The sequence below is a fragment of the Paraburkholderia sp. BR13439 genome (genome assembly GCF_040948805.1).
Lineage (GTDB): Bacteria > Pseudomonadota > Gammaproteobacteria > Burkholderiales > Burkholderiaceae > Paraburkholderia > Paraburkholderia youngii.
In genome coordinates this window covers 1-19,628 of record NZ_JBFPKN010000028.1, presented here as the reverse complement: position 1 = coordinate 19,628, position 19,628 = coordinate 1, and the positions used below count along the sequence as shown (strand labels likewise).

At 58.6% G+C, this 19,628-nt stretch carries 16 protein-coding genes and 3 pseudogenes; 12 read left to right on the top strand and 7 right to left on the bottom strand.

Annotated features, from left to right (window positions below; translation table 11 throughout):
* Positions 1 to 13: 13 nt before the first annotated feature.
* From glcF to AB3X96_RS36010, 4 genes are all read left to right on the top strand, one after another.
* Positions 14 to 1,279: a glycolate oxidase subunit GlcF gene (glcF, locus tag AB3X96_RS36025; RefSeq protein ID WP_368593461.1), complete on the top strand. Its 1,266-nt coding sequence runs from the start codon at positions 14 to 16 to the stop codon at positions 1,277 to 1,279.
* Between the two features lie 832 nt (positions 1,280 to 2,111).
* Positions 2,112 to 2,684, top strand: a complete 573-nt coding sequence (locus tag AB3X96_RS36020) for a TetR/AcrR family transcriptional regulator (protein ID WP_368593460.1) — start codon at positions 2,112 to 2,114, stop codon at positions 2,682 to 2,684.
* 151 nt (positions 2,685 to 2,835) lie between these two features.
* Positions 2,836 to 3,717 carry an NmrA family NAD(P)-binding protein gene (locus AB3X96_RS36015; RefSeq protein ID WP_368593459.1) on the top strand — a complete coding sequence of 294 codons (882 nt, stop codon included), beginning with the start codon at positions 2,836 to 2,838 and terminating at the stop codon, positions 3,715 to 3,717.
* Positions 3,718 to 3,855: 138 nt separating this feature from the next.
* Entirely contained in the window at positions 3,856 to 4,365 is a 510-nt protein-coding gene (locus tag AB3X96_RS36010; protein ID WP_368593513.1) for a DUF1269 domain-containing protein, read from the top strand.
* Between the two features lie 270 nt (positions 4,366 to 4,635).
* Here the strand turns inward: AB3X96_RS36010 and AB3X96_RS36005 are convergent, their stop codons facing one another.
* The 3 genes and pseudogenes from AB3X96_RS36005 to AB3X96_RS35995 all read right to left on the bottom strand — a co-directional run.
* Positions 4,636 to 4,923: a GYD domain-containing protein gene (locus AB3X96_RS36005; protein WP_368593458.1), complete on the bottom strand. Its 288-nt coding sequence runs from the start codon at positions 4,921 to 4,923 to the stop codon at positions 4,636 to 4,638.
* 157 nt (positions 4,924 to 5,080) lie between these two features.
* Entirely contained in the window at positions 5,081 to 5,407 is a 327-nt protein-coding gene (locus AB3X96_RS36000) for a hypothetical protein (protein ID WP_368593512.1), read from the bottom strand.
* A 698-nt stretch (positions 5,408 to 6,105) separates the two neighbouring features.
* Positions 6,106 to 6,432 (bottom strand): annotated as a pseudogene (locus tag AB3X96_RS35995) (LysR substrate-binding domain-containing protein); the annotation flags it as partial.
* Positions 6,433 to 6,928: 496 nt separating this feature from the next.
* Here AB3X96_RS35995 and AB3X96_RS35990 point away from each other — a divergent pair.
* The 3 genes from AB3X96_RS35990 (at position 6,929) to AB3X96_RS35980 (ending at position 10,031) form a co-directional block, all read left to right on the top strand.
* Complete coding sequence (locus AB3X96_RS35990) at positions 6,929 to 7,696, top strand: SDR family NAD(P)-dependent oxidoreductase (protein ID WP_368593457.1); 768 nt, start codon at positions 6,929 to 6,931, stop codon at positions 7,694 to 7,696.
* A gap of 37 nt (positions 7,697 to 7,733) precedes the next feature.
* Complete coding sequence (locus AB3X96_RS35985; protein WP_368593456.1) at positions 7,734 to 8,480, top strand: SDR family NAD(P)-dependent oxidoreductase; 747 nt, start codon at positions 7,734 to 7,736, stop codon at positions 8,478 to 8,480.
* 144 nt (positions 8,481 to 8,624) lie between these two features.
* Positions 8,625 to 10,031: an MFS transporter gene (locus tag AB3X96_RS35980; RefSeq protein WP_368593455.1), complete on the top strand. Its 1,407-nt coding sequence runs from the start codon at positions 8,625 to 8,627 to the stop codon at positions 10,029 to 10,031.
* A 216-nt stretch (positions 10,032 to 10,247) separates the two neighbouring features.
* Here AB3X96_RS35980 and AB3X96_RS35975 read toward each other — a convergent pair whose 3' ends face one another.
* Entirely contained in the window at positions 10,248 to 11,081 is an 834-nt protein-coding gene (locus AB3X96_RS35975) for an IclR family transcriptional regulator (RefSeq protein WP_176106870.1), read from the bottom strand.
* Between the two features lie 300 nt (positions 11,082 to 11,381).
* On the opposite strand from AB3X96_RS35975, the gene AB3X96_RS35970 reads away from it, so the two are divergent.
* The 4 genes from AB3X96_RS35970 to AB3X96_RS35955 all read left to right on the top strand — a co-directional run bounded on the left by AB3X96_RS35970 (position 11,382) and on the right by AB3X96_RS35955 (position 16,164).
* Positions 11,382 to 12,083: a cyclase family protein gene (locus tag AB3X96_RS35970; RefSeq protein WP_176106871.1), complete on the top strand. Its 702-nt coding sequence runs from the start codon at positions 11,382 to 11,384 to the stop codon at positions 12,081 to 12,083.
* Positions 12,084 to 12,169: 86 nt separating this feature from the next.
* Positions 12,170 to 13,282, top strand: a complete 1,113-nt coding sequence (locus AB3X96_RS35965) for a GTP-binding protein (RefSeq protein WP_368593454.1) — start codon at positions 12,170 to 12,172, stop codon at positions 13,280 to 13,282.
* Positions 13,283 to 13,300: 18 nt separating this feature from the next.
* The gene (locus AB3X96_RS35960; protein WP_368593453.1) at positions 13,301 to 14,749 is read left to right on the top strand and encodes an amidase; all 1,449 of its coding nucleotides are present in this window, start codon (positions 13,301 to 13,303) and stop codon (positions 14,747 to 14,749) included.
* A 254-nt stretch (positions 14,750 to 15,003) separates the two neighbouring features.
* Positions 15,004 to 16,164 carry an MFS transporter gene (locus tag AB3X96_RS35955; RefSeq protein ID WP_368593452.1) on the top strand — a complete coding sequence of 387 codons (1,161 nt, stop codon included), beginning with the start codon at positions 15,004 to 15,006 and terminating at the stop codon, positions 16,162 to 16,164.
* Between the two features lie 458 nt (positions 16,165 to 16,622).
* On the opposite strand, the gene AB3X96_RS35950 is transcribed toward AB3X96_RS35955, so the two are convergent.
* Positions 16,623 to 17,633 (bottom strand): tyrosine-type recombinase/integrase, encoded by a 1,011-nt coding sequence (locus AB3X96_RS35950; protein ID WP_368593451.1) that lies wholly within the window; start codon positions 17,631 to 17,633, stop codon positions 16,623 to 16,625.
* A 269-nt stretch (positions 17,634 to 17,902) separates the two neighbouring features.
* Between AB3X96_RS35950 and AB3X96_RS35945 the strand changes: the two are divergent.
* A pseudogene (locus tag AB3X96_RS35945) lies at positions 17,903 to 18,172 on the top strand (IS110 family transposase); the annotation flags it as partial.
* A gap of 16 nt (positions 18,173 to 18,188) precedes the next feature.
* Here AB3X96_RS35945 and AB3X96_RS35940 read toward each other — a convergent pair.
* Positions 18,189 to 19,277, bottom strand: coding sequence for an MBL fold metallo-hydrolase (locus tag AB3X96_RS35940; RefSeq protein ID WP_368593450.1), 1,089 nt, complete (start codon positions 19,275 to 19,277; stop codon positions 18,189 to 18,191).
* Positions 19,278 to 19,475: 198 nt separating this feature from the next.
* Positions 19,476 to 19,628: pseudogene (locus AB3X96_RS35935) on the bottom strand (succinate--CoA ligase subunit alpha); the annotation flags it as partial.

Genomic DNA, 19,628 nt, shown 5'->3' with positions numbered 1-19,628 from the left:
AGGGATTTTCAGCATGCAAACGAATCTCAGCGATGCGGCCAAGACTCTGTCGCGCGCGGACGAAGCCGAACAGATCCTGCGCTCGTGCGTGCACTGCGGCTTCTGCAACGCGACCTGTCCGACTTATCAACTGCTCGGCAATGAACTGGACGGACCACGCGGTCGCATCTATCTGATCAAACAAATGCTCGAAGGGGAGCCAGTCACACGGAAAACGCAGCTGCACCTTGACCGCTGCCTCACCTGCCGCAATTGTGAAACTACGTGCCCCTCCGGAGTCACCTATCACGCGCTGCTAGACATCGGCCGCGCTGAACTGGAACGGCGTGTCCGACGACCAGCCACCGAACGCCTGCTGCGCGAAGGGCTGCGTCGGACGATTCCTCATCCCATGGTCTTCGAAGCGCTGCTAAAAGCCGGTCGAGTGCTTCGGCCGTTCCTACCGGCGCCGCTGAAACGCAAAGTCCCTAAGCGCGTCGTCAGCCCACTGTCCCGGCCTATACCACGGCATCAACGGACCGTGCTGATTCTGGAAGGCTGCGTCCAACCCACTCTATCGCCGAACACCAACGCGGCTGCCGCACGCGTGCTGGACCGGCTCGGCATCAGCATCACCAATGCCAATCAGGTCGGCTGCTGCGGAGCGAGCGATTATCATTTGAATGCTCAAGACGCTGGTCTCGCGCGTGCACGACGCAATATCGATGCGTGGTGGCCCGCCGTCCAGGCCGGCGCCGAAGCGATCGTGCAAACAGCGAGCGGCTGCGGTGCGTTCGTCAAGGAGTATGGACACCTGCTGCGCGAAGACCCGTCCTATGCAGCGAAAGCACAGCGGGTGAGCGAACTGGCACTGGACCTGGTCGAGGTGTTGGCTCGAGAGCCGATCGAGCGCTTGCAGACGGATCTTCCGGAGGACACGCAAGCTTCGTTGACGGATGAACGTCCAAAGCCAGTACCGCGAAGAATCGCGTTTCATTGTCCCTGCACGTTGCAGCATGCGCAGAAACTGGGCGGAGCCGTCGAATCGATCCTGCAACGGTTAGGCTTTGATCTCACCTCTGTGCCTGACGCACATCTGTGCTGCGGCTCGGCGGGCACCTATTCCATTACCCAGCCTGACTTGGCGGAAAGGTTGCGCAACAACCGACTGGATGCGCTGGAGGGCGGTAAGCCGGAGTTGATTGTCACGGCCAACATCGGATGCCAAGTGCATCTGGACGGAGCGGGCCGCACACCAGTGCGTCATTGGATTGAGCTGATAGATGCGTCCTTGCCTTGAAGTCCTCTCGGTTGCGCAACTCTGCGACAATGAAGTGTCCGTTTCGGGGGATGCCGCGGAAACGGACACTTCGTCCTCTGCGTCAGAAGAAAGGTCTTCGGGAAAGCTGAGCACCTGGACGTTGGATTCAGTCCAGTTTTTCGCCTCGCCACGTAAAGTTGGGCAGATATCCGAGAATCCGTTTCGCTTTCTGGATGCTGAGAAGCGAACCGTGTTGACCGAGGTCACCGCGAACCGAAACGTTCGGAAAATGCTCCTTCATGAGATCCACCGTCGACCGACTCATGATAGTGTCAGGGCATTCTCGAAGCCACAATGATCGCAGCGCATGGAGCCCCTCGCTTGCCCGGCCGTCAATCAATTACACGCCTGTCTCGGCTCCGAAGCAAGGCGAAGCCTGCGAACCGTTGCGCTGCTCCTTGAGCCAACCCGCCCGTCGATAACGGGTACGGGACGAGACTTTCGCTCCATCGCGTGAGTCGCGAGGTTCCAGTTATCAAACTGCATTCTGGGTCGTCGCCCGCCGGCCGAGTCGTGCACTTGTAGTGCCGAATCGTTGAGTCCCAAACGTGTCGACCTTGCTGGAGCCGCATCGCATCGGCGCCCTCTGCCGGAGGCGCTAGACGAAGTTGCCCGGAAAATGCCTCTTACGACCGTGGCTACGCGCCGATGAATTTCAGGCGTCGTCAGCTGACCGGTTTCGATGCGTGGACCATGCGACCTAATCAATCAGGCCCCATTCGACTGCTGAAACTCAATGTTGCTGAAAACGCGTTGATCATGATTTAGATGATAACTATCATCTAAACAACACGTCACGGAGTGCCCCGTCATGAGGAGATCGAAACTTGAAACTGCTGAGACCCGCCGTCGAATCGTCGATGTTGCGGCTCGCGCGTTCAGGGCGAACGGCATCCAGACGACAGGTTTGGCGGATCTGATGGCTGACGCGGGACTCTCGCACGGTGGTTTTTATCGGCATTTCGAGTCCAAAGACCATTTAATCGCACAAGCGTGCGAAGCCGCGCTAACCGAGATCATCGGCAAGCTCGAAGCGGCCGCGGGCGAGCGCACCGGCGCTAAAGCTTTCAAGGCCATCATCGAGGCTTACGTGTCGACGTCCCACCGCGACGCACCGGCAGACGGTTGCCCGCTCGCGGGCATGGGCAGCGAGCTCGCGCGCGCCGACGGACAAACGCGGGCAGTTGCCGCGCGCGGGTTCGACGGTCTCGTCGACAGTCTGGCAAGTCGGTCCGGGCGTCGGCACCATGCAGCAGCAAGGTCCGAAGCGATCTTTGCGCTCTCGGCGATGATCGGCGCCCTCACCATGGCGCGTATCGTTGAAGACCCTGACGAGTCCGCGGCAATTCTTCAGACGGTCCAAGAACGCCTCATCAAGATGTAGGTGGTGTGCAAGCCTGAAACTGAGTGCATTGCGCGCGCACCTATATGTGCATATGCACTATATGGTTTCGAAACGATTTTTCGATGGCGGCGAGATCTGGTAGCCCCGCACTCGCGACGAGTGCTCACATCGTTAGACTGGAGAGTTCATCATGCAGCAACGTAAATATCTGATCACTGGCGCCACAGGCAAGACAGGCGTCCGCACCATTCGTCATCTGTTGAACGACGGGCATGCTGTCCGAGCCTTAGTACACCAGGAAGACGAACGCAGTGCAGCGCTTCGTGCCCAGGGCGCCGAAGTCGTCGTCGGCGATCTGCTCGAGCATGACGATGTGCTCCGCGCAATGGACGGCGCGACTGGCGCATACCTGTGCTATCCGGTGCGGCCGGGCTTCATCGAGGCGACAGCGTATTTCGCGGACGCGGCACGGCGTGCGGGGGTGGAAGTCCTCGCAGAAATGTCGCAAATCTCCGCGCGGGAAGACTCGAAGAGTCACGCGGCGCGCAATCATTGGATCGCAGAACGGGTTCTCGACTGGTCGGGCGTGCCAACGGTTCACATCCGACCGACGTTCTTCTCGGAATGGCTGATCTTCCCATGGGTGCTCGATACCATCGTCAACGAAGGGAGAATTACCCTTCCTTACGGAAACGGACGCCATGCACCGATTGCCGCGGAAGACCAGGCGCGTTTCATCGCTACCGTACTGACGAATCCTTCCGGCCATATTGGCAATACCTACGAACTGTGCGGTCCGATCGAACTCGACCATCAGGGCATCGCGGATGAAATCGGCAAGGTTCTCGACCGGGAAATTGTTTATAACCCAGCGACGCTCGACGAATATCGCGAACACCTGCAAAAGTACGGTCTTCCGGAGTTTATGATCCAGCACTTCATTGAGGTTGCCATCGACTACCAGAACGGTGTCTTCGCGGGCAAAGACGGCATCATCGAGCAAGTCACCGGACAGGCGCCGCAAACCGTTGAAGAGTTTGTCCGCGCCAACCGGCAGCTTTTCGAAGGCTGATGGGCGGCGGTCGGCTTGCCTCCGATGCTTTGTCACCGCTTCATATCGGCAAGTCACCTACGCCCCATGATTGCCTGCGGCAGGGTACGATAAACAGCATCGTCCCGTTGGGGAATGCCTGATTGAAGGAGAGACGACATAAGACGTCTTGATTTCCTCGTACCTGACACGACGACGGCGAAGGCGATCGTAGATGACTTGCTGCGGGCGCGGATCACATGGCGACATATCCATGTCCTCGCGAATCACAGTGTCGCACTCGAACAGTTACCCGAGGCATCCTTACTGCAAAGCAGCGACGTCGTGCACTCGCTCGAACGCGGCGTGGCGCTCGGCGGTGCGACCGGCGCGCTGCGCGGTCTCGTGGCGCTGGTCTATCCTCCCGCGGAGCTCGCCATTGCGGGCGGAGCCGTCGTCGTTTTGACGTTGGCAGGTGCCGGCTTCGGGGCCTGGACGGCCACGATGATCGGCGTCGACGACCCGGATACACGACTCGAGCGCTTTCGTGGCGCCATACGCGACGGCCAGATCCTGATCATGGCCGACGTGCCTGGATCGCGCGAACAGGAGATCGAGCAGATGGTCGCGCAGCATTTTCCGAAAGCCGATCTGGAGGGCGCGGAGCCCACGACACCGATCTTCCCCTGAGAAGCAGTCGAGACGAGCGGGGGGGGCAGGGTGCTGGTCTTCGCGTTCGCATGGCTATGGGGGTCTCGGCAGGTGCCTGGCTGCGCGAACTGAAACATGCGGTACTGACCGCATCCTGGGCCGAGTGCGCGCGAACTACAGGTATGGCCAACATCAGGAAACCCTATGGTAGCTGCGGTCGCTCATCGCACTCGGCACCGAACTTCAGCCAAATCAGTTCGCGCCGACCTGGCGCATTTCGTCGCCTCGAGCCCGATCTGTCGATCGGCGCTACAGGGCCGCGATGAACTCGTTCCACGGCGTCGCCTGTAGGGTCTCGGTAGCGGCGTGTCCATAGCCGCGGATAATTAAAACCGCCAGCTCGAGCTGCTTCAGATCGTTCGACTCGACAACGTCCAGGACGTCGAAGCGCCCGAGCGTCAGATAGCTGTCCTTCCAGGTCACGGCAGGGCATTCGGCCCTGATCTTTTCGGCCACTGTGGCGGCGAGCTGCTTCAGTTCACTGGGATCCGTGAATGCGTCAGGAGCGAGACGGCTCAGGATGACGTAGGTAGCCATGGCATACCTCCGAGCAAAGAATTGGCCCGCTATCGGGCACGACAGCCCGAAGGAAACAGGCGGCCGCGCGTCAAGCAGAAGCGTTGCGGTGCGTCTTGAAGCGCAGGTGTAGAAGTGCAACCAGCCCCGGCGGGTTGGACCGGGGCTCCCTGCCAGGTCAGTGCAGTTGTCGCTTCAGGTCGGAAAGTTCAGAATGCATTGAACTGACGGTATCCACGATTCCGTCGGCCAGACCACCGGCCTGTTGGCAAGCGCGTTCCGCACGATCACCGATCCGTTCCAGATCATCTACGCACTGCCGGATGCGATCCTCATCCTTGGACGACATGATCTTCTTCGCCGATTTGCATTCCTTTTCGAGCTCATCCATCCAGTTCATCAGGTGCTTAGGAATCGTCGCGTCGGCGTGCAAGGTACGTGATGCCTCGCTGACGGTTTGCTGAAGATGAGTAAAACGCTTTTGGATTTCACTGGCTTGCAACATGATGCCCCCTTTCTTGAACATCAGATCCAGAGTAATTCAGGCAGCAGATGACGGTGTGTTGCCCGTGCCATCGCCATTCGCCTGATGCAGTCGGCGGCCAGCGATGTTGCATTGCGTCACGGCGGCACCTGGGCACGCGAAAGACGCATTTCCAGTTTAGGTCACAACCGGTCGCCTGCAGCGGTCGGCACAGTGCCCGACGAAATCAGCGTGACAGCCGACGAGCAGCGCACCGACGTGACCTAGGCGCTTGCTGTGTGAAGATCCAGTAGGCCTGACACAGGTTTCGACGAAACGAGTGCTGCGGTTCGCGACTGCGAGTGAGGTGCCGCTGCGACATCAGCGCATGAAGGACGCCGTCACGTGAACGGAAAATTCAGCTGCAAACCGTGCCGCGTTCGCGCCCCAAAGCCTCGCTAGTCACGGTACCCTGATTCGATCGCGGAAGGCATGGCCAGCATTTACGAAGGAATCCTCTTCATTCGGGCAACCTGTAGGGCATCCGACACGCATCGGCGTGCGTGTCTTTGCTGCTACCAGGATAATCTGAGCCGGTCAATGTCAATTATCGCCATTGATGTATGAGTTTTGCCGACCCTTCACGGCCGTTGGGGCCGCAGCGGTTGAACAGTCGCACTGGCACCAGGCAACGGACGTTCGCGACCGCATAGAGGGAAATAACCTGTCATCCGCGCGGGCTACCGCTCAAATCGTTCCTGCAGGAACTCAATGAAGCGCTGCGTTTTCGCGGGCAGTAACCGGGTTTCGGTGATGGCATAGACGGGCATCGGCGTGCCGTGCCATGCCATGCCATGCCATGCCCGCATGATGGCGGCGCAGCCTCCCGCTGGCCAGTTCATCCGAGACGATTTCCTCTGGCATCAGGATGATGCCATGTCGAGCGTCGACAGCCTGCGGATCATGCCAACACTGCTGAGCGCGAACCTGCCACCCACAGGTACAGTGGCGGTTCGCTTCCCGTCGTGCAACGTCCATGACCCGGCCTTCAGAATACTCAGGCACTCACCCATTCCCGCCGGCCGAGTGGCCGAACATCCAACGGCAGCTAACAAGAAGGTCCGGCCATCTGCGCCGGCTTCCAGTTGGCCTTGCTCGTCGCGTCACGATGCGCGGCCTGCTCGACGAAACTGCTCCATATCATGGAAACCTTGCCTCTTTGCTCGGAGAGTTTCGCTCGCGCACGACCGAGTGGCTGATGCCGCGTGCATTGCGAACGGTCAAAGTCATACAAAACAACGGCTTACAAGACGATTTGTGGTAGCGCTCCGCTTCTGAAAGTCGCGCGCCACCAGGAGAGCAGATTTATCGGGGTTTATACCCGAGTCCACAATACGGAATTCTTTGTTTTCGACGCCGTTGAAAACAAATGTGGCGGCTCTATAGTGGAACTCACGTAAGAACGTGACCGACCAAGCCGACACACCGTTACATTCCCCGCCCCAATCTCAAGGTTGCGGTTAGAAATTGCCCAATCAAACTCCCTTGTAATGAGGATTCCAAATGAGTAACCAGGATCAAAACGTGGTTCTGATCACCGGCGCCGGAATCGGGATCGGACGAGCCACCGCGAAGGCATTCGGTGCGTTGAACTACAGGGTGATCGTCACCGACGTTCTACAGGCAGAACGAGAAGCGGTGACGGCGGAGATTCGGTTAGCCGGGGGACGGGCTGAATTCCATCCGCTTAACGTTCGCGACACTGCTGCCTGTGACGAAATCGGCGCGACCGTGGAGAAGAAATATGGCGCAATCGATTCGGTGATCGCAAACGCAGGTATCGCGCATAAAGTCCCTCTCGATGAATTGACGGACGAGAAGTGGGATCTCACGATGGATATTGACCTGAAAGGCGTCTTCCGCATCATTCGCGCAGCGCTGCCGGGCATGAAGCAGAAGAAATCAGGGAGCATCGTTGCTGTGTCGTCCATCATGGGCATCGCCTACGGATGGGATGAACATGCACACTACTCGGCGGCAAAAGCGGGTGTAGTCGGTCTGGTGCGTGGCCTTGCCGTCGAACCAGGACGTCACGGGATCCGCGTCAACGGCCTCGCGCCCGGGTTTATTCGTACCGCGCAGGCGCTGTCTGAGCAGCACTCGAAAGGAGAATCGGGCCTCAATGCTGTGTCGGCATCAGTTCCGCTCGGCCGTGTCGGTGAGCCGGAAAACATGGCGGATGTCATTACGTTCATGGTTTCGGACAAAGCCCGGTATCTCACCGGACAGACGATTATGGTCGATGGCGGCTTGGCCATCCAAAGCCATTAATCAATTCAATCGCTCATAATCACGTTTGGAGGAAATCATGGGCACCCTAACTGGTAAGACGGCTTTGGTCACAGGCGCTGCGCGCGGGATCGGGCAAGCCATCGCCCTGGCCTTCGCGAAGGAAGGCGCAGACGTCGCCGTACTTGATCGCCTAAAGGTAGACGCAGAGAACACCGCAGCACGTATTCGCGACCTCGGGGTGAGAGGCGTTGCTGTCTCTGCCGATGTTGGCGAAGAGTCGCAGGTGAACGCTGCGGTCGATACCGCAATCGCCGCGCTCGGCCGCATTGACATTCTGGTCAACAACGCGGGTATCGAGTCCGCATCGCTCGTCGCCGATATGCCCACGGATATGTGGGACAGAATGATGCTGATTAACCTGCGCAGTGTCTTCCTATGTACGCGAGCTGTCCTTCCTGGTATGCGCCAGCGCGAGCACGGCCGAATCATCAACATCAGCTCTCAGCTTGCACATAAAGGTGCAAAGGAACTTGCCCACTATGCCGCAGCGAAGGCTGGCGTAATTGGCTTTACCCGCTCGCTCGCGTATGAGGTGGCTGACCAGGGAATCACTGCGAACGCGATCTGTCCTGGACCGGTCGACACGGAACTGTTCCGCAGTCTTCCCGAAACGTTCCGACGCGCCAAGCTCGCGGAATTGCCGATCGGACGAGCAGCTTCCGTCGACGAAATCGCGCCTGCTGCCGTATTGCTTGCTTCCGAAGCCGGATCCTACTTCCTCGGCGCCACCATCAATCCAAATGGCGGCGACTACATGATCTGACCGCTGGCCGTAGCTCAGGCGCTATCTGCGCTCAAGCTAAGCCCACTCACCAATCCAAATGAATGACCAAACATGTTATTCAGTTGTCCTTCTTTAAACTGAATACAGGATTATTTATGCCGTGAGGCTAAGGATTAGTTCAAAATGGCCAAGTTCAAAAGCCCAAATGACTTTCGGGTCGATTCGATACTGCCGAGTGATGTAAAGCGAGCCACCGTCGTCGCTTTCTTCGCGTGGGTGTTCGCAGTCTATGATTTCATCCTGTTTGGCACGCTCCTTCCAGAAATTGGAGCCCACTACAAGTGGGACGCTGCGGAGCAAGCCGAAATAGCAACCTTGGTTGCCGCCGGAACCGCGCTGATCGCGTTTGTAATCGGACCGATTCTCGATAAGGCGGGACGCAAGAAGAGCCTCCTGTTCACCGTCGCCGGCGCTGCAGTCTGCTCCGGGCTCACTGTGGTTGGCGGATCTCTCGGGCGCTGGCCCCTGATTCTTATTCGCTCGCTCTCTGGTCTCGGGTATGCGGAAGAGACGGTCAATGCGACGTATTTGAACGAACTTTACACTGCGGCCAACGACGCGCGACTGAACAAGCGCAAGGGCTTCATCTATAGCCTGGTACAGGGTGGATGGCCGATCGGAGCGCTCGTCGCCGCTGGCCTCACGGCTTTGCTGTTGCCGAGGGTAGGCTGGCAAGGCTGCTTCGTCTTCGCGACTTTCCCTGCAATAGTCATTTTCTTCATGACGCGACGTTTGAAGGAGAGCCCGCAGTTCCTGGTACACAAGCACGTGAAGCATCTTCGTGACTGTGGTGAGGAAGAAGCTGCCCGCAAGATCGCAGCGCGTCACGGAATTGACTACGAGCAACATTCCTCGGCTGGTATCTGGGCGGCCTTCCGCGGCGAGTCGCTCCGTCCAACGCTGGTTCTCGGCGGCGGCTTTCTCTTGAACTGGTCCGCGATCCAGGTCTTCGGCGTACTCGGCACGACGGTTTTGACGCAAGTCCACAACGTTTCGTTCGAGAACTCGCTGCTGATTCTCGTCCTGTCGAACGTGGTCGGGTACATCGGTTACCTTTCGCACGGCTTCATTGGCGACAAGATTGGCCGGCGAAACACTCTGGCGCTGGGATGGATGCTTGGCGGCTTCGCGTTCGCGGGGATGCTGTATGGCCCGCACGACCTCTACGTCGTGGTCGGTCTCTACAGCCTCGGCCTGTTCTTCCTGAACGGCCCGTACGCCGCTGCCCTGTTCTTCATCGGCGAAAGCTATCCGACCGCAATTCGTGGCACTGGCAGCGCAATTGTCCATGCGATGGGGCCGATTGGCGCAATTGTGGCCGGCCTTGGTATCACGGCGGCGCTTAGCTCGGGAAGCGACTGGCTTCACGCAGGCCTGTTCTTCGGCGCGGTTCCGTGCTTCCTCTCCGGTTTGCTGATCTTCGCGACGCGTCACGTTGATCCGGAAGAGCATACCTGGAGCGAGGCAGTGCCCGAACCGAGCCTGGTGGAGGCGCAGGAAAGCGGCCGCTATGGCGTTGTAATCGAATAAACCAGATCGACCTCAACGGCAGGCGCGCGAGACCTAACAACCGTGCGCCTGCATTTGCCCCCCGCTACAAGACTCCGCCGCCCGTGACGAGTCACCCAGCCGATACAACTCCCATCTGCCACATCCCCACATTGTCCGGAACTGATGGCGATGGTCTCACCGGGCCGAGCGCTTCAGGCCAGCCAGACCACCTAGCTGGACCAAACGTCGTCCAAATTAGACGCGTCCGCGCAAATCCGTGGTGTCGAGGTTAGCCTGGTGCACGAGGTTCTGGATGACGCGCGACTCAGTGCGGAGAAGTGAAACGAGTTCTTGCTGCCGGGCCTGCGACAAGCTGCCTGCAAGTGCCGTTACGCTAAGCGCGGCGAGTGGAGCGCCACCGCTGTCCCGAATCACGGTGCCCACTCCGCTGAGACCGGGGATCAGACTGCTGTCGTGCGTTGCGTACCCGACGTCCTGACAATGCTTCACGATCTTGAGCAATGATGGCACCGACAGCCCGCCATAGGTGAAGAGTCGCTTTGCGTTTGCATGGCAAATACGGGAAATCTCGTCATCTGGGAGAAGCATTAGCAGCGCGAGACTGCCTGCGCCCACCCCCAGCGGTCGATGCACGCCGATCTGTATGGCAGGTACAGTCACGGGTCCGCCGCCCTCAACTCTCGCGATCGAAATGGCGTCCGAGCCGCTACGAATGGTCAAGAACGCGACGTCCCCGGTCGACTGGGCGAGCCGCTTCAACGACGGCTCACAGATCGCCTGCAATTTGAACTGCGTTGCAGCAGTCAGGCCGAGTTCGTACAAGCCGTGGCCGAGCAAATACCGGCGCGTTTGCGGGTGCTGCATGACCAGCCCTTCCCTCACCAGACAACTCAAGATCCGGTGGATCGTCGGGCGCTCCAGCTTCAGTTGAGTGGCCAGGTCCGATAAGCGCAACCCGTGCACGCTGAATGATGCGATCTCTCGCAAGATCCGAGCTGCGCGTTCGATGCTCTGTGTTCCCGAACCTTTGCTCGTCGCTGACGATTGGCTCTCGGTTTCAATATCCATGTCGTAACGTGCCCATCAAAGTGATTATCCTACACCCTAATAGTCCGCATGGCGGACTCATTTTTGCGGGCGCCCCGTTGTTCCAGGAGATTTGGGAGGTTATGGTTGTATCGAAGGAACAGCATTGATTAAGCAGAGATTGGAGGACATGCCAGAGAGCGCTACCCAATGCCTGACGGCCGCGAGACGGGTGGTTATCTTTAGCCGTTGTCCGTATTACGGATTTGTCGTGCAGCAGGTGCTCACCGCTACGCCTACCACCCGGTTCACTTCGAGAAACAGATATTAAGGAGACTTACCATGCCGCAACGAATCGTAGACCTGACGTTGACCCTGGCGGACAACATGCCCGCACACAAGCTCTTTCAGCGGCCCATCATTGCGCCTCACCTCACTCATGAGAAGTCGCTCTCGTTGGGCCTGGGCGTGCCGGAGGACCCGATGACCTTCGCAACGACCTTCATCAGCACCTTGGATCACATCGCAACGCATGTCGACGCTTTTTATCACACGAACCCGAAGGGCCAACCAGTCGACGAGATGCCTCTGTCGATGTTCATGGGGAAAGCGGTCTGCCTGGACATGACGCACATCCCTGACCTTGGTGACATCGACGTCAGAGATCTTGAAGAAGGTGAGGAGAAGGCAGGGGTGAAGATTGACGGCCACATTGTGCTGATGAATACCGGTCTTCACAAGCGACACTATCCAGACCTGAAGGTCGTATGGAGCAACCCAGGTCTTACCGCTGAAGCAACCCATTGGCTTGCGGATCGCGGCTCCAGGTTGCATGGAGTGGAGGGGCCGTCCACGGACAAACCGTCGCATAACCTGTTTCCAAGCCATCGCGTATGTCGCGACCGGGGAATTACTCATTACGAATGGCTGGTCAATCTCGAGGAACTGGTCGGTAAAGGTGAGTTCATGTTCTACGGGCCGCCGCTTAAGATCCAAAACGGAAGCGGCTCGCCTGTCCGCGCCTGGGCTGTCCTCAACGACTGACCTTGTCAGCTGGTGTACCCAGCAACCCGGCGGGAATCGGACACGGGTTCCCGGCCGCACCTCCACGCAATCGAGCAGGCCACACCATGAACGCCTCCGCTGACAACGATCAACGCATCCCCATCACGCTTCTTACAGGTTTTCTCGGCGCAGGAAAAACCACCTTGGTGAACCACATCCTGTCGAACCCCGACTCCAAAAAAATCGCGGTCATCGTGAACGAGTTCGGGGAAATCGGCATCGACGGTGACCTGATCAGCCGCGCGTCAGAGGACATGCTAGAGCTGAGTAACGGATGCATTTGTTGTTCCAGCAAGGATGACCTCATGGAGTCGCTGTACAAGCTATATATGCGAAAAGCGGGACTTGCTGAGCCCAAAATTCAGTTCGATCGCGTGCTTATCGAGACCACAGGGGTTGCAAATCCTCTGCCGCTTGCGCAAGCTTTCTACACGGATATGTCGCTGAATCTTACATACCGCCTGGACGCCATCGTGACGCTGGTCGATCTAAAGCATGTGGAAGGTCAGCTGGAGAACGCGCCAGAGGCTGAGCGGCAAATTGCACTTGCAGACAAGATCATATTCAATAAGCGTGACCTGGTTGATAGCGACCAATACCACTCCGCAGTCTCGCTGGTACAGGCACTGAATCCGATCGCAGCAAAGACTACTGTCCTTTTCGGCGACGTGCCTGCCGCCGAATTGCTCGACCTCGGCTTATTTGATCCGAGCACACAGGAACAATCAGTCACGGACTGGATCGGTATGGGGAGTGAATCGGAAGGCACGTCCGAGAGCGAGCCCTGTACCTTGTGCGCTTCTGGGAAACATCACCACTGCCACGAGGAACCACATCCCCATGCTGATGTGTCGTCCGTAAGTTTTCGTGAGCCTGATGCAGTTGATCACGAAAAGTTTCTCGCATTTTTGATACAACTGACACAGACCTACGGTACGAATCTTTATCGAGTCAAGGGGTTGATCAAGTTCTCTGGCGCGAACCGTCCCATCATCTTGCAGGGTGTTCAGAATGTCTTCAGCCCCCTTACGTACGCGGAAGCGTGGCCTCGAGGCCTATCAGAGACTCGCCTCGTCGTAATCGGAAAGCACCTCGAACGGGATGGGATCATTGCAGGTTTTAGGGCCTGCATCGCAAATAACCCCGACGTCGTGAAGCACGGCGTGGTCATGGTCTAAGCAAGAAGGTTTTTGAGAATGTACTCATTCGATTTCACCACCGCGCTCGACATGCGCGATGCAATCGCGAAGAAGCGGATCTCGCCTGTCGAGCTGTTGAAGGATGTTTATGAGCGCATCGACGCGCTTGAGCCACGGTTAAACTGCTTCACAACGTTCACGCCGGAACTTGCCTTCGAAAGCGCTCGTCGCGCTGAACAAGCCGTCATGAGAGGTGAGTCGCTCGGGCCGCTGCACGGACTCCCGGTCTCGGTGAAGGATCTAATCGCTGTCGGCGAGGTTTGTCAAACCTTTGGTTCGAGGGTAATGGCAGAGAATGTCGCCAGCGATGACGCTCCTTCAGTTGAGCGGATAAAGGCGGCTGGAGCCTGTATCGTTGGCAAGACGACAACCAGCGAGTTCGGGTGCAAAGCCGTTGGGGACTCGCCCCTCACGGGGATTACCCGAAACCCATGGGATCTGACCAGGACTCCCGGAGGCTCCAGCTGTGGCGCCGCATCGAGCGTCGCTGCCGGCATTACTCCGTTTGCCTTGGGTACGGACGGCGGCGGCTCGATTCGCACCCCCGCTTCATTTTGCGGAGTTTTCGGAATCAAGCCTCAGTTTGCGCGTGTACCGGTGTTTCCTGTGTCGGCAACGCCCACATTAGGCCATGTCGGCCCCCTTGCCAGAACCGTTCGGGACGCAGCGTTGCTGCTGTCTGTCATTGCCGGCGGAGACCGCCGCGATCCGTTTTCGCAGCAGGGTGCAGTTCCGGATTTCCTGGGCGCGTGCCAACAACCCGTCGAAGGTATGCGCATCGCGTGGAGTCCAACTCTTGGCTACGCAAGGGCCGACGCCGAGGTAGAGAAAATTGCCGAAACCGCGGTCCGCACGTTCGAGGATATGGGTTGTGAAGTAGTCCTTCTAGAGACTGGAATCGGAGAAGACCCGGCTGACATATGGACGGCAGAATTCTATGCCGGGGTAGGAACGCGTTTGCATGGCACGCTTCTTGAGTCCCGAGAACTACTGGACAAAGCAGTAGCCGGTGTGCTCGACAACGCTCTTGACCAGAGCCTGTTGCAGTATTACGGACGTGTTTTCGAGCGCTACGAATTCCGCGAAAGGGTTCGAACCGTATTTGAACCTTTCGACCTTCTGCTGTCACCTACTGTTCCCATACCGGCGTTCGACATTGGCATTGACGTCCCCGGACAGTCGCAGGGACGGAACCTTTGCACGTGGCAGTACTACACCTATCCGTTCAACCTGACCGGTCAGCCCGCTGCGTCAATCCCAGTCGGCTTTACAGCCAGTGGCCTTCCCGTAGGGCTGCAAATGGTCGCCAAAACCGGCTGTGAGACGGAAATTTTCCGCGCGGCCGCTGCGTTCGAGAGCGCTCGCCCCTGGCTTCACAAAACACCGCCAATAAACGGGGGAACGGACCGGGAATATACAAGAACAGGATCGTGTCAGCGACTTTGAGGAGATAGAGCTCGGATCGGATTGAAGTGCAGCTCTTGGGCCTGCGAGGATCAAGATCGACGACTCTGATGACATGAGCCGGATGACTAGCTTCGCAACCTCTTTGGACTCAGACCTGATTGCCGATACGAGCGCCTGCTGGCCGTCGTCGATCCGGCACTTAAGCGCCGACGAATGATCTGGCAGCATGCGAAAATTCGTGCACAAAGTGTGCTGATAGATGTACAACTTTCTCTAATTAGTATCGACTTCGCATGCAGGCCTATCTCGCAGTCGCGCTGGTGTTCATGATCAACATGGCAGGCACGACGCTGCCGACGGCGATCTATCATGATTACCAGACCGCCTTCGGCTTTAGTCCGGCGACCATCACAGTGATCTTCGCGTCCTATGCGGTCGGCGTGCTCGGCGCGTTGCTGACGATAGGAAACTGGTCCGATCAGCTGGGTCGCAACCGCATGCTCATGACCGGTCTCGCGGCATCCGCCGTCTCCGCTTTGACGTTTCTTTTCGCCGACGGCCTCGCCATGCTCCTACTCGGGCGCCTCATCTCCGGCATCTCGGCGGGCATCTTCACAGGCACGGCGACCGTCGCGGTCATTGAATCGAGTCCGCCCGAATCGCGTGCAAAAGCGATGCTCGCTGCGACGTCATCGAACATGCTGGGACTCGGCATCGGACCAGTGTTGAGCGGCGCGCTCGTCGAATTCGCGCCTTGGCCGATGCGTCTTTCCTATGTCGCGCACATCGCCTTGTTGTTTCTCGCCGTGCTGTTGTTGCGCATCGCGCCGGAGACGATACGCGTGGCCGAGCATCCGAAGCTGCGCGTGCAGCGGCTCGCGCTGCCGCGTGGAGTGCGTGCCACGTTCGTGCCTGCAGCCTTGTCGGGATTTGCGGGATTCATCGTCGTCGGCTTCTTCACCGCCGTGTCGCCGCAAGTGATGCGCAATGTACTCGGCTACCACAGCGACTTGCTGATCGGGCTCGCTGTGTTTCTGATCTTCATCTGCTCGGCGATCGGGCAGGCGCTCGAGAAGCGCATCACGCAAAAGTGGCGGCAGCGTGTCGGTTGCGCGGCGCTCGTCGTCGGTCTCGTGTGTCTAGGCGTGTGCGCGTGGCAGCGCTCGGCCACTGTGTTCGTGATCGGGACGATGCTGTGCGGAATGGGGCAAGGAATCAGCTTCCGGGCGTCATTGAGTGAGCTGTCGAATCGTAGCCCGGCCCAGCGCAAGGCCGAAGTGACTTCGGCGTTCTTCGTGGTGCTCTATGTGGCGATATCCCTGCCGGTGATCGGGATCGGCATCGCGGTGCAAGGCCTCGGCATCGCGCGCGCGACGATGACGTTCGCCGTGGTCACGGTGGTCATCGTGCTGATATCGCTCGTGCTGCTGCGGCGCGTCGAGAAGGTGCAGTGATGCGGCGATGAACGTCCGGAACGTCGACTACATGCAGCAGATTCCAAGATAGATCAGATTAGCCGCCCCTATGAGCGTGACGGCGTTAAGGCATAGCCGTCCATTAGTCGCCAGCTTCGCTGGCTTTGGTCGTTTGGCGAATCGTTCCGCCTTCCACTGCGCGGCTGTTTCAGGAAAGACAAAGTTCTCAGCCGCGCTGCTTGCGAAAGCGGTAACCTGGTCCCGGGTTTCAGGCATGCCTTTGCCCCATTGAACGAGTCGAAGATGACCTCGTGCGCGCCAAACGAACCCGTGCCGAGAGCGGTAGGTCTCCGCCCACTTTAGGAGCTCCACAAACGACCGCGCATCTCCACCGCGCCGCACTCCGCGATGGCGAATGTGGACACGCAGACACGCATTCAGATTCATCCACATCTATTCGGAATATCGCGCCACCGGCACATGATACGGATGACTCGCTATGTGCGCGTACCCGCCGCAATTGCGCCGGTCTTCAGCCGTTCAAGATAATCGGCCCACTCCTGCATCATCGTCCGACGTTCTCTAATGAATTTCGTGCGATTGTAGGCAGAGCCGAAGTTATCAGGCACCGCATGCGCGAGCTGATGCTCGATCACCTCTGGTTTATGTTCAAGCTCTTCTTGCAGGATCGTTCGTGCCATGGCGCGAAAGCCGTGGCCCGTGATTTCCGTGCGTGTGTCGTACCCCAAGCGGCGCAGCGCCGCGTTGATTGTGACTTCACTCATTGGACGCTTGCGATCGCGCGCGCCCGGGAACACGTATAAACCATTGCCGGTCAACGCCTTGAGTTCCCGCAAGATAGCGACGGCCTGCGCAGCGAGCGGTACAAGATGAGCCGTATCAGTTTTCGTCACCGCATAGCGCCATTCGGCGCGGTCCAGATTTATGTGGCTCCATTCTGCCTTACGAAGCTCGCCAGGCCGGACGAACAGCATCGGAGCAAGTCTGAGCGCGCAGAAAACCGGAAATGTGCCGCTAAAGCCGTCGAACGCGCGCAGCATTTCACCTACTTTGTCCGGTTCAATGATCGACGCGAAGTGGGTTGTTTGCGCGGGTGGAATAGCCCCAACAAGATCGCGGGCTGGGTCCGACTTGCAGAAGTTCTCTTTGATCGCATATCGAAAGACTCGGCTAATTGCTCCGCGCAAGCGATGGGCGGTATAGCGCGCGCCGCGGCTATCGACGCGTTTCAGAGTCTCCAGAATCTCTGGGGCATCAATCTCGGAAATGGGACGTTTGCCGAGCCACGGGAACGCATCGTTCTTCAAACGCACGAGCGTGTTCTCATGCTGGCGAGGTTCTACGTAGGATTTACGTTCTTGCATCCATGCTAATGCAATCGCTTCAAACGTATTGCCTGCTGCGAGTCGGGCTGCACAGGGCGGGATTTGAAAAAAGCCCGGAATCGCCTTTCTGGCAAGGGTTCTCCGAATTTTCAGAACTGACATACCACCCGATATACCACCAGAAGCGGCATATTGACCGAAGTATCCGCTATGAGCTAGCGTTGACAAAATTTGGCAGGATGACCGCGCCCCTCCAATCAACAGGCGACAAACCACGCAGACTTGTCTGCAACTGCGAGGAGGGCCTCGCGAGATTCGACTCCTCCGCTGCCCGGCCACCGTATACCCGACTAGTCAACTCACTTCGCGGCGACGGATAGTGGTCAAGTCTCTGACCCACGTCAGCCGCATCAGCCGACCGTTACCAAGAGATGCCCGACATGGTCTGCCGCAGGCAGCAGACTCCAACAGTTGTGATGGAGGCTTGTGGTGGAGCGCACTACTGGGCTCGCCGCTTCTCTGCAATGGGGCACCACGTGCAGATCATCGCTCCGCGATTCGTCAAACCGTTCGTCAAATCCCAGAAGAATGACCGCCACGATGCGGAGGCGATCGTCGAAGCTGCGGCCCGCCCGACCATGCGCTACGTTGCGGTCAACAGCGTTCAGCAGCAGGACATCGAGTCCATGCATCGCATCCGCATCTTCGGACGCTTCGTCAATGGATCGAGCGGCTCAGGCGATACCATGCGCAACCGTCGGACCGAAGTTCCATCTCCGCTTCGCCGCGGCGCAACAGGTAGTTCAGGTGTGCGATGCTCTCGCCGGTGGCCATGCCGAGCAAGCCCGGCTCCCCCGAGCTGATCGGACGTGAGAAAAGCTGCGGGAATACATCCACTGCGCGCTTCGGCTGAACCAGAGCCTGCCTTAGCCGGTCGAGCGTCGCATGGTGGCTTCGTCTCAAAGAGTCAAGGCGCTCGTGAAGTCCCCTGAACGGCTCGTTGTGTGCGGCCAGCACGAGGACGTCGTCGGGGATCATTTGCTGCAGTTTGTCGAGGGATGCTAACCAGTCCTCCATCGGGTTGGCGTTCGGTTCGGTCGGGAAGACCGAGACATTGGATGAGATCCGCGGCAATACCTGGTCGCCGGAGATCAATAGTTTCGATTCGGCGCAGTAGAAGCATGCATGTTCCGGCGAGTGCCCATTGCCAGTTACAACACGCCAGGAATGCTCACCAATGTTCAGGGTCTCGCCGTCGCTAAGCCGACGGAAGCTATCCGGAAACGCGTGCACGAACTTGCCAAATCCGCCGAAGCGCATCCTGTAGAGCTCGACCGCGTCGTCGTCCCAGCCCGCCTGCCGGTAGAAGCGCACGCCGTCGTCCGGTGCGGCTCGTCCGGTATCGGCGGCCAAGACCCGGCACATCAGATATTCCATGCGGGTCATCCAAAGCCGGCAGTCGAACTTCCGCGTGAGCCACCCTGCCATGCCGATATGGTCCGGGTGCATGTGCGTGGCGAAGACGCGCGTCAGTCTTACTTGCGCCAAAGCACCGCCGTCGGCAAACAGTTTGTGCCAAGCCGCTGCCGTGTCGCTGGTTTGCAGGCCGGTATCGACGACTGCCCATCCGTTGCCGTCACGCAATGCCCATAGATTGATGTGGTTGAGCGCGAGCGGCATCGGCATGCGCAACCAGAGCACGCCCGGCGCAATTTCGCTGACCGTCCCGGCTGCGGGCGCTTCGCCACAAGGGTAGTGAAGAACAGGCTTATCGTCTCGAGGAGGAATGAGAGTCTCGTCACTCATGGAATCGGACCGATTCGTTTAGCGCGAGCAACGTAGGCAGCCAAGTACAACGAGACGCCCGACAAGCCAAAGCACCACAGCGTTGGTGTCTTGAGGATCCACGGATCGGACGGTCGATCTTGTGCTCGGCGATTTTGGTTGCCTCGGCTGCACCGCGCGCGGGTTCGTGTTCTACATCCCTATTGCTGCCGCTCCTGATCAAAGCAGCGACTTCAGCAGTCGGCCCATTTCCGACGGGTTCTTCGTGACCTTGATACCGCATGCGTCCATGATTTCCAGCTTCGCTTCAGCGGTGTCCGCACCGCCCGAGATCAGCGCGCCGGCGTGGCCCATGCGCTTGCCCGGAGGCGC

Bases quoted from the DNA above. Each gene is read 5' to 3' on its own strand.
- glcF (WP_368593461.1), top strand. From the start codon at position 14: ATGCAAACGAATCTCAGCGATGCGGCCAAGACTCTGTCGCGCGCGGAC.
- AB3X96_RS36020 (WP_368593460.1), top strand. From the start codon at position 2,112: ATGAGGAGATCGAAACTTGAAACTGCTGAGACCCGCCGTCGAATCGTC.
- AB3X96_RS36015 (WP_368593459.1), top strand. From the start codon at position 2,836: ATGCAGCAACGTAAATATCTGATCACTGGCGCCACAGGCAAGACAGGC.
- AB3X96_RS36005 (WP_368593458.1), bottom strand. From the start codon at position 4,923: ATGGCTACCTACGTCATCCTGAGCCGTCTCGCTCCTGACGCATTCACG.
- AB3X96_RS36000 (WP_368593512.1), bottom strand. From the start codon at position 5,407: ATGTTGCAAGCCAGTGAAATCCAAAAGCGTTTTACTCATCTTCAGCAA.
- AB3X96_RS35990 (WP_368593457.1), top strand. From the start codon at position 6,929: ATGAGTAACCAGGATCAAAACGTGGTTCTGATCACCGGCGCCGGAATC.
- AB3X96_RS35985 (WP_368593456.1), top strand. From the start codon at position 7,734: ATGGGCACCCTAACTGGTAAGACGGCTTTGGTCACAGGCGCTGCGCGC.
- AB3X96_RS35980 (WP_368593455.1), top strand. From the start codon at position 8,625: ATGGCCAAGTTCAAAAGCCCAAATGACTTTCGGGTCGATTCGATACTG.
- AB3X96_RS35975 (WP_176106870.1), bottom strand. From the start codon at position 11,081: ATGGATATTGAAACCGAGAGCCAATCGTCAGCGACGAGCAAAGGTTCG.
- AB3X96_RS35970 (WP_176106871.1), top strand. From the start codon at position 11,382: ATGCCGCAACGAATCGTAGACCTGACGTTGACCCTGGCGGACAACATG.
- AB3X96_RS35965 (WP_368593454.1), top strand. From the start codon at position 12,170: ATGAACGCCTCCGCTGACAACGATCAACGCATCCCCATCACGCTTCTT.
- AB3X96_RS35960 (WP_368593453.1), top strand. From the start codon at position 13,301: ATGTACTCATTCGATTTCACCACCGCGCTCGACATGCGCGATGCAATC.
- AB3X96_RS35955 (WP_368593452.1), top strand. From the start codon at position 15,004: ATGCAGGCCTATCTCGCAGTCGCGCTGGTGTTCATGATCAACATGGCA.
- AB3X96_RS35950 (WP_368593451.1), bottom strand. From the start codon at position 17,633: ATGTCAGTTCTGAAAATTCGGAGAACCCTTGCCAGAAAGGCGATTCCG.
- AB3X96_RS35940 (WP_368593450.1), bottom strand. From the start codon at position 19,277: ATGAGTGACGAGACTCTCATTCCTCCTCGAGACGATAAGCCTGTTCTT.